General features: G+C 41.7%; 13 protein-coding genes, 1 tRNA gene and 1 pseudogene. 1 reads left to right on the top strand and 14 read right to left on the bottom strand.

Features of this window, described 5'->3' with window-relative positions:
* Window positions 1-118: 118 nt before the first annotated feature.
* From ABXT60_RS05310 to ABXT60_RS05270, 9 genes and pseudogenes are all read right to left on the bottom strand, one after another.
* Complete coding sequence (locus tag ABXT60_RS05310; RefSeq protein WP_443631704.1) at window positions 119-367, bottom strand: DUF1272 domain-containing protein; 249 nt, start codon at window positions 365-367, stop codon at window positions 119-121.
* Window positions 368-472: 105 nt separating this feature from the next.
* A complete protein-coding gene (locus ABXT60_RS05305) occupies window positions 473-1,366 on the bottom strand; it encodes a GIY-YIG nuclease family protein (RefSeq protein WP_443631703.1) in 894 nt (297 codons plus the stop codon).
* Window positions 1,367-1,508: 142 nt separating this feature from the next.
* On the bottom strand, window positions 1,509-2,495 hold the full coding sequence (locus ABXT60_RS05300; protein ID WP_443631702.1) for a DUF3644 domain-containing protein: 987 nt from the start codon (window positions 2,493-2,495) through the stop codon (window positions 1,509-1,511).
* 112 nt (window positions 2,496-2,607) lie between these two features.
* Window positions 2,608-3,102, bottom strand: a complete 495-nt coding sequence (locus tag ABXT60_RS05295) for a hypothetical protein (RefSeq protein WP_443631701.1) — start codon at window positions 3,100-3,102, stop codon at window positions 2,608-2,610.
* A 203-nt stretch (window positions 3,103-3,305) separates the two neighbouring features.
* A complete protein-coding gene (locus ABXT60_RS05290) occupies window positions 3,306-3,599 on the bottom strand; it encodes a DUF1330 domain-containing protein (RefSeq protein WP_443631700.1) in 294 nt (97 codons plus the stop codon).
* Window positions 3,600-3,687: 88 nt separating this feature from the next.
* On the bottom strand, window positions 3,688-4,317 hold the full coding sequence (locus ABXT60_RS05285) for a hypothetical protein (protein ID WP_443631699.1): 630 nt from the start codon (window positions 4,315-4,317) through the stop codon (window positions 3,688-3,690).
* A 101-nt stretch (window positions 4,318-4,418) separates the two neighbouring features.
* Complete coding sequence (locus ABXT60_RS05280) at window positions 4,419-4,865, bottom strand: hypothetical protein (RefSeq protein ID WP_443631698.1); 447 nt, start codon at window positions 4,863-4,865, stop codon at window positions 4,419-4,421.
* A gap of 120 nt (window positions 4,866-4,985) precedes the next feature.
* Window positions 4,986-6,119 carry an FAD-dependent monooxygenase gene (locus ABXT60_RS05275; RefSeq protein WP_443631697.1) on the bottom strand — a complete coding sequence of 378 codons (1,134 nt, stop codon included), beginning with the start codon at window positions 6,117-6,119 and terminating at the stop codon, window positions 4,986-4,988.
* 871 nt (window positions 6,120-6,990) lie between these two features.
* A pseudogene (locus tag ABXT60_RS05270) lies at window positions 6,991-7,500 on the bottom strand (FMN-dependent NADH-azoreductase); the annotation flags it as partial.
* 576 nt (window positions 7,501-8,076) lie between these two features.
* Between ABXT60_RS05270 and ABXT60_RS05265 the strand changes: the two are divergent.
* A complete protein-coding gene (locus ABXT60_RS05265) occupies window positions 8,077-8,715 on the top strand; it encodes a glutathione S-transferase family protein (protein ID WP_443631696.1) in 639 nt (212 codons plus the stop codon).
* A 145-nt stretch (window positions 8,716-8,860) separates the two neighbouring features.
* Here the strand turns inward: ABXT60_RS05265 and ABXT60_RS05260 are convergent.
* The 5 genes from ABXT60_RS05260 to ABXT60_RS05240 form a co-directional block, all read right to left on the bottom strand.
* Window positions 8,861-8,937: transfer RNA gene (locus ABXT60_RS05260), tRNA-Val, on the bottom strand.
* Window positions 8,938-9,080: 143 nt separating this feature from the next.
* Window positions 9,081-10,106 (bottom strand): aldose epimerase family protein, encoded by a 1,026-nt coding sequence (locus ABXT60_RS05255; protein WP_443631695.1) that lies wholly within the window; start codon window positions 10,104-10,106, stop codon window positions 9,081-9,083.
* Window positions 10,103-12,031 carry a beta-galactosidase gene (locus tag ABXT60_RS05250; protein ID WP_443631694.1) on the bottom strand — a complete coding sequence of 643 codons (1,929 nt, stop codon included), beginning with the start codon at window positions 12,029-12,031 and terminating at the stop codon, window positions 10,103-10,105. Before ABXT60_RS05250 ends, ABXT60_RS05255 begins: the two co-directional genes overlap by 4 nt.
* Entirely contained in the window at window positions 12,021-12,905 is an 885-nt protein-coding gene (locus ABXT60_RS05245) for an SMP-30/gluconolactonase/LRE family protein (RefSeq protein WP_443631693.1), read from the bottom strand. The genes ABXT60_RS05250 and ABXT60_RS05245 overlap by 11 nt, the downstream gene beginning before the upstream one ends.
* The gene (locus tag ABXT60_RS05240; protein ID WP_443631692.1) at window positions 12,902-13,504 is read right to left on the bottom strand and encodes a 2-dehydro-3-deoxy-6-phosphogalactonate aldolase; all 603 of its coding nucleotides are present in this window, start codon (window positions 13,502-13,504) and stop codon (window positions 12,902-12,904) included. Before ABXT60_RS05240 ends, ABXT60_RS05245 begins: the two co-directional genes overlap by 4 nt.
* Window positions 13,505-13,508: the final 4 nt, after the last annotated feature.

The raw sequence follows: 13,508 nt of genomic DNA, 5'->3' as shown, positions 1-13,508 counted from the left end.
CACACCAAATATACGTCATAAACCTATAACACTGAATGCTCACATAGAAACCTAACGCCCGAACAAAAGGCCGAGCGTCAGCGACGTCCAGCCCGTAGGGCGATTTTTAATGCGCTTGTTATGCATTGGCCACACACCCACCTTCTTTTAGTACGCGAATGGTAGATGAGGGATTGTTTTTAAGTGCAGCTACAGGACGTATTGGCCGTGGCACAAAATTACCTGAGCAATTTGGACAGGTATGATTAAGTATACCCTCAGCGCACTCGACGCAAAATGTGCATTCAAAAGTGCAGATTACTGCCTCAGTTGATTCCGGAGGTAAGTCCTTGTCACAGCATTCACAGTTCGGTCGAAGTTCTAACATCGATTTGCCTCCTTCTTAGATGCATAACGCCTCAATAACCGGCGCAGCTTTGCAGCGTCCGGCGCTGAAGGCGCCTAGTTGATTGGCTTGTTATGGGGCTTTGCATTAATTTTGGGCTAATGTTTCAGCCTCCCAGTCTTTGTACGTTTGCTTTGTGCCTTTTACTTTCCAGGCAATTAGACCAGACGTAGACCGACCATTACAGACTGCACCTGCAGCACTTGTGCTTGGGAAAGCATAACTCTGAGTGAACACTTTATGCTTGCCTTGATCTACTAGAATACCTTGTTCAACCAACTTATCATGATATTTCCAGTAGTAAGATTTTTCACTTCGATCTCCGATGTATTCTGCTCTTGCTAGTGAGTCTTTTTGAACAATAAATTCACCTTTTTCTAGAATTGCAGTTGCAACTATTCCTTCCTTTTTGAGCATAAGCTCGAATACTTGGCTATCTTGAGAATCTTGAGACTTAACAGCTTCATTTTGCTTATCTGGTTTTGTATTGCTAGTGAACAAATCAACTCTTATTGCGGGGAGCACCATAAGTAATTGCGAAACAAAAGTTTCCATATTGGCTTGGGCCGCTTCGGAGAGGCTCGGTAAAGATGGGTTTGTACCATTTTCAAGTTTTGTATTTGCAGCTGAAATGCCTTCTTGCACAAGCCTTGATTCAAGATACTGAACGTGAGCCTTGTGTAGATTGTTGGCAGCAGATGTAATTAATACAACTCTTGTCCACCAATCCTTTTTTGCATCATGGCTCTTTATTCGAGCAGCAATACTTTCGCCTTCACCAATGTAAGCTAAAGGCTCTTCATCTTGCTCGCCAAGCAGAATGTATACACCTGTGTGTGAGCTTTCTTTCCGCTTGAGAGCTTCAGACAACCTAGTTCTTGGCGCAACAAGAATGTGGCCAGTCCAGCCAAACACTTCAGCTGTTAGCATCCCGTCGGGCTTCCCATCGATGAAAAATAACTCTAATGTGGTTGCAGTCAATTTATTCTCCTAGTCATCTATTCCAAGACGTAGCGGCAGACTTAGTTTAGCCCAATAACGCCAAGCTCAACTGCGCAGCAATCTGGCGGGCTTTTTGGCACAAAAAGCGTGACAGTTTGCGGAGTCAGATTCCAGCTTTTTGTTATGTGTTTTTGCCATATGCTACCGCGTTCGCTTTGCAATGTCCTTTTACTTCTTTTAACCAAGCATCATACCAATACCAAGTTTTAGCCACGAGAACCCCGAACCCTTTATTGATATTTTTGGCGTCTTTCAATTTCCATAATTGGGTATGTTGATGCTGTTTGAATTTGACAAAACCGTCTTCTTGCATTATCTGGATAATTTTACTTGGTAGGTATTTAGGCTTTTCCTTCTCTTTTATAAGAACATATTCTTTATTTAGCTTTTCGGCTTCAGGAGAGTTTGCAGGAAGGAATTCAATTACCTTATCGGCTTGGCCTTTATGATTCGCAGATTTCGGTATATATAAAACGCGATATGAATACCTCATATCATTATATTCTTCATCTGATATGTCTGAATCAAATCCATTTATGAAAGACGAAATATGCTTAGGTAAGTCCGTGAACTCCTTAAGTTGATTTACATGCTCTTCTTTAAGAGTTGAAAATTGTAAAGAGAATGATAAGTGTTTATCAATACCCAATTTTTCATCAAAAAGCGTTTTAATACTTTCATTAAAATTTAGGCAACAGGCCTGAAATCTAGCACTCAAATAATTGTCAATTCTAGTGGTCATTTGATGTTCTATTTCATGCCTCAAGCCGATTAAGAATTTTAGATTCGATTTCGCTACATTATCTACAGGACAACTAGCATCATTTAGACACCTTTCTAATTCCCAGAACTTGTATGCGCCTCTTTTAGTTTTATCAAATTTCTTTCTTTGACCATGCTGTTCATAATATCTGTATTCAATTTTATTTCCTTTGAAGTAAGCATGTAGTAAATACGTCCATGCGATAATGGACAACACGATATAACTTTCTGATTTAAACTGAATATTAGGATTATTGAAAATTTGTACTGCTGTGAGCATCGCTTCGCGAGACTTTGTAAGAAGCTCTGTTTTGACTGAGCCAACTTTTCTGTTTCTTTTTGTCATATGAACAAATCCATATTGTATCTCTCACACATAACGCCCTGCGTAAACGGTTGATTTGGAGTGCAACGGAAAAGCAATCCGGCAACCGAAGGTTGCGTATTTCATGCCTTGGTTATGTGTTTTTATATAATTCAAAAGTATCCAATTTATCGCTATGTGAAAGTCCTTCAATCCAATCGACATATCCCTTATTGAAGAAACCTTTTCTTTGTTTCCAATAAAGTACAAAGCCAGGAAGGTCTCTCACAGCTATTATTGAGGAGCCTATTGAATCACGAAGTTCTGTATTAAGAGTCCCTTCCTGACTTAAATAAAAACTATTCTGGAATGCTATAAATGCAGAGTGCGTCATCATCATGAACTGAAATTCATCATGTTTGCTTTTAGATTTTCCCGTTGTCAGTATGTCATACCAAAGTTCGCTAATTTGTCGATTACTACCAAGTTCCATATAAAATGATTGGATGGATTGGGTTGCATCTGATGTTGCTGAAGATCTTGCAGCTTTAGAACTATCCTTGATTTGAATAGCAACATATATGAGGGAAATAAAGATAGCGATTGCGCTAGAAATTTCTGCGATTAAAGCAACCTGATTTAATGTCATATTTACACCTTTATTATACTTAATACTGCAAATTTGAAGGACACATAACGCCCAGCTAAGCCGCCGGAACGGAGTTGATTGTTTTGTGCGAGCGTAGCGGAAAAGCACAAAAAAATCACCGCAGTGAAGGTCGGCTTGAGCTGTTTGTTAGAGCTATGCCCTAGGTTAACCATTTTCGTTTTTTGAATTGCATTTATAAGAAACTAAATGCAACCCTCAACACGAAGTATTCGGCCCTCGGTAGAACGATTAAATATTTCGATAAGATCGGATTTTGAACGCTCTTCAATGAAACTATCAGCGGCCTCAACTGACGGAAACTCGATAACAACTAAGTATTGAGGAATATTACTACTTTCTCGAACTACATTTGGCTCTGCGCCTTTTACGATAAACCTTCCGCCATGTTTTCCTATGATCTCGGGAATACGAGAAACGTACTCCATGAACCCTTCCATATCTTTAATATTTACATCTACAACTATATATCCGTGCATTAGCTATTCCTGCTTGGTGCTTTAACGCCTCAATAACCGGCGCAGCTCTGCTGCGTCCGGCGCCGTAGGCGCGAAGTTGATTGATTTGTTATGCGCTTAAACAGAATGAACAAAAACGATCTCCGTAAGGTGAGATTGACACCAACTCCTGAAGTGAGTTATCGGCTCCACCGCCAATTGAGAAAGAACCTTGTGCGGCAGTTAAAAACCCTCGAGACTTGAGGCGACCGATTATTCCAACAATTGCATATTGGTCAACGTTCGGTTTATTTATTGCTCCAACTTGAGTTTGTCGTGTCTGTGTTTTTATGAACGCTAGAATTTCACACTCTAAAAGTGACATATCGCCTAGTGAATCAAGAAAATATTTGCGCTCATCGTAGTTGTTCGAAACAGGACTTTTAAGGGTGTTTTTAAAGTAATTTTTGAAAAATTCTCGCTTCTCCAAAGTGGGCTCAACTTCCACTTTTTCGTGAAGTGACTCCATGAGTGCTTCTAAAGCGACTGAATTTTGTTCATCAACTGGTTTTATTGATTCTTTGATATTTACGATGTCGCCTGCAAGCTCTTGATAAAACGACTCAAGGCGCTTGAAGCGCTTTTCTTGCTTTGTTCCGAAGTACAGGGAGGCCATTGGCCCTCCAACATATGGAACTAATTGCATTCCTGCTTGAAGAACAAGGTCTCTTTTTTCGTTGTTAGTTAATTCTTCCGACATAAATTTCCTTGCGCATAACGCTACATTAAGCGGACAAAAATAGTGGGTTAAAATGTGTAGCGAAGCGAAACCCACTGTTTTTGTTCCATTTAAATGCCTTGTTATGTGTTTGATGAATCGGATTTAAACTTATAAGCACCTAGTCCATAGCAACTACCGATAATGAAGCTAATTAACGATGATACAACCATAAACATCATGCTTTCAGCCAGTTCTGACATATATGTAGAGTCAGAATAAATTACAGCAGGAATACCCAACAAACCTCTAGCTAAAAATACTGTGGCAATCAACGAAAGCACAATTTTCGTAAGTGGGAGCTTCCTTAATACTTTAGCCCCAGAAAAGGCATAAGCAGACCATATGGCAAGTATTATGGCAATTACACCAGTTATAACTGCAGGGTAAATAGAACCTTGCTCATTCATAACTGCCATTTCTTCACCAGCCCCGAAGAAACGATACCAATCAGCCCCACCAACGATAATCGCAACATGCATGATAGATGTAATTGCAGTAAGAACACCCGCTACTTTTAATACTTTCACTGAACAACTCCTAGAACACATAACGCCGCATTAAGCGGACTAAAATTGTGGGTGATACTGTGTAGCGAAGCGGAACATAACCCACTGTTTTAGTTCCGTTTAAATGCCTTGTTATGTTTTTCAACTGTTATTATAAAGTTCCGCTAATTGATAAATTTTTTCTGACTGTTTTATATTATATTTACGAGGGATTGCCCTTATAGCAAAATTTCTAAATGCACGAAAAAATGGGTTTTGTATTTGTGAAATAGATCCAAGTCTCCAACTCATATCTACAATCATGTCAGCTTTAGCTTTTCTTAGACTTTCATATTTTGAAAAAGCGATAGCAGGATCGTATTTACTGATGTAGTGACTGATAATATGAGCATCTTCAATTGCTTGGCATGCTCCTTGACCCATATTAGGAGTAGTGGCATGTGCTGCATCACCCAATAGGCATACATTATTTTTAAACCAAGAAGGGATAGGCTTCAAATCAAGGATTTCACTTTGAAACATTTTATCTAATTCAGTTTTTGATATGACATTACTCACAATAGGATCATAATCTTCAAAATGAGCTAATAAATCACTTTTTTCTAATCGTTTATGGGAACTATGTAAAGCATACCAATAAACTTCATCTCTTGATATTTTGACAAAACCAAACCTAGAGCCTTCTCCCCACATTTCATTCAATTCAGTGTGAAATTTCATAGGTAACATAGTGTTTGATATTCCCCTCCAGCAGGTCTGGTTTGGGTTTCGAATAATACTTTTACTAAACGCTTTATTCCTAATAATAGAATGAATGCCATCGGCGGCTATAACTATATCAAACGTCCTTTCGTCACCATCAGAAAATACAACTTCATTCTTTATTCCCATTTTAAAATCAATAACTTTTTTGTTCAGATGAAGGCAATTAGTTTGGAGTTTGTTGATAAGGAACTCTTGTAATACACCGCGCTGAATTGCAACACTATTAGCATCAAATTTCTTGTCGAAATGCTGGGTATCAATTTTTTTAATAATCTCTAACTTTTCGGTAGTAATATTAATTGACGTTAAAGGGTTACCTAAGTTTGTTATTGACTCTTTTAAACCCAGCTCATCAAAAACTTGCATTGCGTTGTGAGCTAAAATGATGCCAGCACCAATAGGTTTTATTACGGAAGATTGCTCAAAGATTTGAACTGGAACCCCAAGTTTCTCTAGGAACAAAGCGGTTGTAAGTCCTCCTATTCCAGCTCCAATTATTGCAATATTCATTTAATAGTGCCCAACTTCGTAAAAACATAACAGTACATTTATGAGGCCTGCCGGCACTCATAATAATTATTAACCAGCCGCTCTATTATTTTTTCCTACAAAAACACTAACTCACAACCTACTGAAAGTGAAGGCGTTTTGATGTGCATTATTTGAACACTAGGAGCCCCGTTACAAAAAAAGAGCGGTTTGCGCTCCTTATTTTTAAAACAAAGCTATGCTGTATGGAGAGCCAGTTAAAGGTATAAGGCGTTAATTAACTTGTGAAACACCATACCCTAAAGTGATTCATGAGCCACTAATTCAAAGCCTAGAAAGTGCGTTTTTACAGTTACTTTGGGAGTTTTTCTAAATCCCAATAGTGCACGCGGCACTGTTGAGGTGGACGTGACTTTTCCACCATCATCTCTTATGGCTTTGTGTTGCTCTTTCATGGTGTCTAAAGCGTGATTGAGCTGTTTTTTTCACGTAAAACAAGCCCATATTTAAAACTCATAAAATCATGAGCGTCTGCAATCAAACTGCCCATGATGCCTAGCTGGTATTTGTCTATGCAGTCCCATTCTGGGGCCGGGCGTCAGTGCTGATGCTGCAACGGTTGCGTCTTTTAAAGAAGGCGTGGGCGAAAGCATGGCGTTTTTAAGCGATAGCTTTAGCTGCCACGGCCATACTCAAAAAGCTAATTTTACTTTTTTAGAAAAGCCATAGGAAGCCCTTTGGAGGGGTCTTTGGGGGATGTGCTACTAGATGTATTGTAATGTGGGCGCCTAATGCTTAGCTGGTGCTTAGGTGGGGTTTAGGCGCCATGTGGTTAGGTAGGCCTTTGTGTGCCTAGTAATTACATCACTTCAACAATCCGTATCGTTACTCGCTAAGCAGCGGTTCTAATACCATCAATGGCGATATGGGCATTGGTCAAAACCTTCTCTTCATCCCTGCCAATGCTACTACTATTAATAAACGTTACATCGTCAATACCAATAAACCCTAATACATGGCGGATATAACCAGAAACAAAATCAATATCGCTGCCCAATTGAGTACCACCAGAACTCAAAATAATATAGGCCTTTGTATTTTCCAACAAACCCTCAGAGCCGTTTTTACCTTAGCGGAAGGTTCGCTTAGCTCTGACTATTTGATCAATCCACACTTTAAATGCTGCCGGCACACCAAAGTTATAAATGGGTAAACCAATCACAACTACATCAGCACTTTCCAATTCACTGACCAATACATCAGAATAGGATAAAACCGACCGCTGTTGGGTACTGCGCTCACTAATATCAGTGAAGTTGGCATTTATCCATGCTTCATTAATATGTGGCACACCGTCCGCTAAGTCCCGCTCTGTTAGCGCATGTGGTTGTTGCGTTTGAAGTTGCTCAACAAGTCAATCACCCAGTTTACGGCTGTAAGAGCCACTTTTACGCATACTGGCATCAATTCTTAGTAGTTGGTTGGTCATGATATGTTTTCTCTACTGTTTATTTAAACAAAGGTTTGATTCGGTCTTTGTGGTGTAACGCAGGCCTATAAAAGAGGTACACCATAACTATAGCTATTTAAGTGATAAACAGTGCTTTTATAAAAAGACTGTTTCTCTTTTAAGAACAACTAAAGCCCCATTAAATTAATACGCCTAAATCGGTCATAACCAGTGTATAGGTATACTGCAGTAGGGTAGATTTCTTTGCTGTTGCAGTGAATATTGCTCGTATAAGCGATACACACTTTCCCACCATTGCGTTACCTTTTCCCACGATTAAGGAAAACAAACTATTATGGATACCAGCATTAATGAACTAATGTATGCTTGAATAGCATTGTTGAACACGGTAGTAGGCTATGTCTGCATTGGCAGCAATAGGGGTAATAACCAAACTTTTAAAAACAACCAACATCCTATGTGTTCAAGGGACACGATAAAACGGTGTTGGTAAAAAGGTAAAACGTAATGGATTATAAATTATTTTATGCAAGTGAAAGTGCGGCTCAGGGCATTCGTGTCATGTTAGAAGAACTTGGCGTCCACTATGAATTAATTGAGTCTACGACAGACCGGAGCAAACCAAGACCCGCCAAGCAATTAGAGATAAACCCAAATGGCTGGGTACCTGTGCTCATGTATGATGGCACGGGGATGTACGAGTGTGCGGCAATTACCATATTTCTGTGCGACCGACATTCCGAAGCAAATCTTGCGCCAAAGCTTGATGACGTAACTCGTGGGTTGTACTTACAAACTTTGGTGTATTTTTCTAGCTCTGTACAAACTGCGTTTCAAACAACCTATTACCCAGATCGGTTTGTAGACATGCCTGAAGCCGAAGCAAGTGCTCAAAAGCGTGGCATAAGGCGCCTACGGGAAACTTGGCAAGTCATTGATGATCAGATTGGTAACAATGACTGGGTGTTGGGTAAATACTTTAGTGCAGTCGATATATACCTTTTCATGTTAACTACTTGGTTAAGCCCAAACTTAGGGCATCCTGATATCAGCGAATTCCCTAACGTGAAGCGAGTTGCACACGCCACAATGTCTCGCCCAAGCATACAGCGTATTTATGCAGATTGGCTTGCTAAAAATAGTTAAACAATATGACAAAAGTAAATAATGTAACGAAGGTAGCTGAAGGAGTGGAACCAGCCTTGGTGTGCTTCAAATGTACAAACACCCCCTTATTAAAATAAAAAAGCCACCAGGGGTTACCCTTAGTGGCTGTTATTATTGCTTAATATGGTAGGACTAGGCGAATTCGAATCGCCGACCTCATCGATGTCAACGATGCGCTCTAACCAACTGAGCTATAGTCCTAGAAAATTTTTGACCTAGTCGATAAGTCATTGGGGTCGGATGATACAAAGATTTTAGGGCATTGTAAACTGCTTTCCATGTCAAATTGTATGTATTTTTGATCACCCATTTACATCCACAATAAGGCTCAGATACTCCTTTGGTTAAATGGCTGAAGGCTCGTCTAATTTAGTATCAAATTTATAGCGCGTATGCTGAAAATAGACCTTACTAGGGTGCAAAATAGGGTTGGGGAATTCGCTTTGGTTAACAGCATTCGGCCAGCCTTGTGGTTCCAACGCCAGCCCTGATAACGCAGAGTAAGAACGCCCATGTAATGATTTTTTAGCAGCCACGCAGACATGCGCAGCGTCATAAACTTGCAGGCCTGCTTCAGTGCTTAACACCTGCATATGTAAACCAGAAGAGCAGGATTGAAGGTCTGCTAAAGCCCTCATCTTACCAGGCGCCCTTGAAATACAAAAATTGTGATCTAATGGGGCTTGGATAGCCTGATGTTTAACCGGTTTTATTTGCCTATAATCATACCCCGTGTTGCACACATTAGCCTCGTAGCCAAGAGGAATACCACTTAGATCTGTAGGCAAATAGGTTGCTGCAAACACACGTAAAAAATGGTCAGTTAGGGTTAAGGAATTGTCTAAATTAAAGTAATTGTGCAGCGCAAAGTTACACAAGGTTGTTTGATCTGTGCGAGCTTCTATTTGTACATCCAATACATGCGGTTCAATGGTGTAGGTGACTTGCACGTCTAAATTGCCAGGGTAACCCATGTGACCATGAGGAAGGCGGTCTTGTAATACTACTTGGTTGGTCGTTGCAGACACCAGCTGCCAGTTACGAAAACTACTCCCTTTGGGGCCACCATGTAATTGGTGTTGATCATTGTCGGCTTTGGTTAGGTGACGTTTTTGGCCACTGATGGCGCAACGTCCATGGGCAATGCGGTTGGCATTGCGCCCTACTACTGCGCCAAAGTAAGACGCATTACCAATGTAATCAGCTGCGTCGGCGTAACCCAGTACCAGCGGGTAGTCAACGTTTCTTAACCGCAGATCTTGTAAGCATGCGCCAAAGCTGATCACCGTTGCCTGAAGCAAATGATCACCAATGGTTACCGAGACTATGTCACTGCCATCAGGTGCTATTGCACAAGGCTGGACATTCATTGGATCAACACACCCCCTGGCTCCAATAGCTGTTCACTAACTTGGTGGGGTTTATTATCATAGTTAAACCAAAATAGATGGGTTCCAGTGTTACGACAACGAACCCCATCAGGCATTTCTAAGGTAGGTACATGGGCCATGCCACAAACACTTTTTACCACTCGTTGCCAACCGGTTTGGTCTAACCATGCGGCTAAATACAGTTGTTTGTCTTGTTGAACTAACACAGGTTCACCATCCATAGTTTGCTCAATAACGTTAGCATTAGTGTCCAACAATTCCCGATAATTAATAACACAGCCACCTTGATGTAAAGCTATCGGCCTATCTGGGCGCAAGCTTTCACAAGATTGCACGGTCACTTTGAGTGAATCAATGTTTGGTGGTAAGGGCACAGGAATGGCCATATTTTTGGTTTTAGCAGCGCTGCGTGGGCCCCAAACAACATGACCTTTGGCGTGTATTAATATGTCTTTTAAACGCTTAGTCATGTGCATCAAGCCCGGTGCCCATAACACCTTATATTGGTCACAAACCTTCTGAGTTTCTAACGCAGAAGGCGGCAGCACATCCACAGACAATCCCTGCTTGCGCAGTGCTTTATAGCAATCAAATACCAGGTCAAAATAACTTGTATTGGCAGCATGGGGTTGTATTTCCCAAGCCCACTGAGCTGTGTAGTCAAACACTAACGCGATATCTGCTTTGCACTTACTGATTGGAAAATGTTCTATCTCTTGTGCAAGCTGACGGATTTCAGCATAACAGGGCGCTAGGCTAGAGTCCGGACGCAACAACCCAGAATGCATTTGTTCCTGAGCAAAAGGCGCTTGCCTCCAGCGAAAATAACACACCGCTTCAGCTCCGTGAGCCAAGGCTTCCCAGCTCCATAAACGCACCATGCCAGCTAGGGGTGCGGGATTATAAGGCGCCCAGTTCACTGGCCCAGGCTGCTGTTCCATGACCCACCAACGGCCATTACCCAAACCTCGGTATAGGTCGTGATGAAAGGCTTGAAAATCTGGATCGCCTTGGCGATCATATTGGCGTTGGTGCTCACTAGTTGCGTTTACACGGTCTTCTAAAAAACCCAAGGGATAACTGTCCCAAGTGACAAAGTCTAAATTTTGCGCCATAGCAGCATGATCAAAATCTGTAATGCGACCCATGAAATTATGGCTTACAGGGGCCTTAGAAAACGTCTTAATAGCCTCAACTTGAGCTAAGTTAAAATCACACACTTGGTCTGAACTAAAACGTCGATAGGCCATATGGTGAGCTGGATTAGCTTCGGTGACAGTGGCATTGGGTAATTCTATTTGCTCAAAATTATTGTATTGCATAGACCAAAACACATTACCCCAAGCTTCATTAAGCACATCAATATTGGCATAATACTGTTGCAACCAAACGCGAAAACCCCTCTTGGCTGCATCACTGTATGAATAGGTAGTGTCATGACAACCATATTCGTTATCTACTTGCCAAGCCTGTACATAGGGATTGTTGCCATAACGCTTGGCCATTAGCTCAGCCATGCGCACCGATTCTTCACGGTAGCCAAGATGGCTAAAACAGTAATGCCTACGTGAACCAAATTTTCTGGCATCACCACTATTATCTGTTGCTAGCATGTCGGGCCATTTATCAAGCATCCACCTAGGTGGTGCAGCACTGGGCGTGCCAAGCACTACTTTCAGCCCTGCTTGGCCTAACACGTCTATGGCCTCATCTAACCATTGCCAACACAACTCACCCGGTGTTGGTTCTAGCACACCCCATGAAAATTCGGCAATACGAACCCAAGTTAAGCCAAGTTCCACCATCTGGTGTGCATCATTTTGCCACTGTTCTTTGGGCCATTGCTCAGGGTAATAACAGGTCCCTAAAGTTGGTTTGGTAGGCGGCGTTAAATCAGTAGTCATTTTTTAGTTCCACGCAGTACTCAGGCAGGCCTGTTGTTTCTAGGCGAAGAGTAAATGTTACTCCTGCATTTTTATCTTCTTTATCTGCATCGATAGCAGCGCTGGTGGCTAACAATACATCCATATTTACCCCACCAAACGCCGGACAGCTAATTTGCTTAGCAGGAAAAATCACCCGTTTAATTAGTTCACCGGCTGGATTGTAACAAGCCACTTGGCTGGCACCCCATTGAGCATTCCACAGGTTACCATTTCGATCCACAACCGCCCCATCTGGGTTTAGGTTTTGTTTGCGTAAATCAACCCATACACTCGCTTCACTTTTTGGCCAGCCTTGGCTATCCAAGGGCTGGCGCATAATTTGTTGACGAGGTGTGTCAGTGTAATAGGCGCAGGATTTGTTTGGCGCAAAACAAATTGAATTGGTAATGGTCATACCAGTGACAAGCTGTCGCAATTCACCCTGATAAAACCGATAAATAGACCCCAGGCCAAACTCTGCCTGCTTGCCCATAGTGCCAATCCAAAAGCCTCCCCATGGGTCTGCACGGCCATCATTTGAACGTGTTAAAGGGTTGTTAGATTCTAGCTCAATGACTAAGCGTTTAGTGGCAACTTGGCTGCGGGTATCAAAGGTATATAGCCCTGTTTCACTCGCCAATAGCAAGTGGTGATCATCTACCCACCCTGCCGCCGAAACCATTTCATCAAACTGCCAGCTATAGTCACCTTGCGTGTCTTTTGCTAATAATTTATTTTCTATAATATCAAACCAATACCATCGTTCCTGCAAAGGGTGCCATAATGGGCCTTCACCCAATTGGCACACACGCATGTCAAACACATCATCAGGTGCGACGATGGTTTGGGTCATAAGGTGTCATCCCATGCATCTACTAAAACTTTAGCCTTGCTCGCTATTTTTTCAGGGCTATCACCCGGGGAATAAAGGTTTGACGCCAAACCGAAGCCTGCGATACCAGCTCTGCGCCAATGGGCGAAATCATCACTGGCAATACCACCCACTGCGTAGCATCCAACATGGTCTGGTAAAACCGCTTGGATAGCCTTAAACCCATTTACACCGAGTAAAAAAGCTGGAAAAAGTTTCAAAATATCTGCACCACTATTTAAGGCAGCAAAGCATTCTGTAGGTGTTAAAACACCCGGATAAGACATCATGCCTAAGTCTTTAGTTACTTTTATAACATCACTATTACAGTTTGGAGAAACGATAAACTCACCACCATGAGCATAAACTGCCTTCGCATCAGCAACACTAAGTACAGTGCCTGCACCTATAAAAGCCCGGTCTCCCAAAGCCTTATGTAGCTTGGCAATACTCTCTAATGCTTTAGGAGAGTTAAGTGGCACCTCAATTTGATGAATGCCCTCTTGCAATAACTGCTCACCCAAGGCAACCACTTCACTAGGCGTCACACCTCGCAAAATAGCCATCAAGTTTCTCGACATCATT

It is taken from the genome of Candidatus Njordibacter sp. Uisw_056 (assembly GCF_047730085.1).
Classification (GTDB): domain Bacteria; phylum Pseudomonadota; class Gammaproteobacteria; order Pseudomonadales; family Balneatricaceae; genus Njordibacter.
This window is presented reverse-complemented; position numbering and strand designations above follow the sequence as displayed.

Excerpts from the sequence above, each read along its gene's own strand:
- ABXT60_RS05310 (WP_443631704.1), bottom strand. The coding sequence starts at position 367 with ATGTTAGAACTTCGACCGAACTGTGAATGCTGTGACAAGGACTTACCT.
- ABXT60_RS05300 (WP_443631702.1), bottom strand. The coding sequence starts at position 2,495 with ATGACAAAAAGAAACAGAAAAGTTGGCTCAGTCAAAACAGAGCTTCTT.
- ABXT60_RS05295 (WP_443631701.1), bottom strand. The coding sequence starts at position 3,102 with ATGACATTAAATCAGGTTGCTTTAATCGCAGAAATTTCTAGCGCAATC.
- ABXT60_RS05290 (WP_443631700.1), bottom strand. The coding sequence starts at position 3,599 with ATGCACGGATATATAGTTGTAGATGTAAATATTAAAGATATGGAAGGG.
- ABXT60_RS05285 (WP_443631699.1), bottom strand. The coding sequence starts at position 4,317 with ATGTCGGAAGAATTAACTAACAACGAAAAAAGAGACCTTGTTCTTCAA.
- ABXT60_RS05275 (WP_443631697.1), bottom strand. The coding sequence starts at position 6,119 with ATGAATATTGCAATAATTGGAGCTGGAATAGGAGGACTTACAACCGCT.
- ABXT60_RS05265 (WP_443631696.1), top strand. The coding sequence starts at position 8,077 with ATGGATTATAAATTATTTTATGCAAGTGAAAGTGCGGCTCAGGGCATT.
- ABXT60_RS05255 (WP_443631695.1), bottom strand. The coding sequence starts at position 10,106 with ATGAATGTCCAGCCTTGTGCAATAGCACCTGATGGCAGTGACATAGTC.
- ABXT60_RS05250 (WP_443631694.1), bottom strand. The coding sequence starts at position 12,031 with ATGACTACTGATTTAACGCCGCCTACCAAACCAACTTTAGGGACCTGT.
- ABXT60_RS05245 (WP_443631693.1), bottom strand. The coding sequence starts at position 12,905 with ATGACCCAAACCATCGTCGCACCTGATGATGTGTTTGACATGCGTGTG.
- ABXT60_RS05240 (WP_443631692.1), bottom strand. The coding sequence starts at position 13,504 with ATGTCGAGAAACTTGATGGCTATTTTGCGAGGTGTGACGCCTAGTGAA.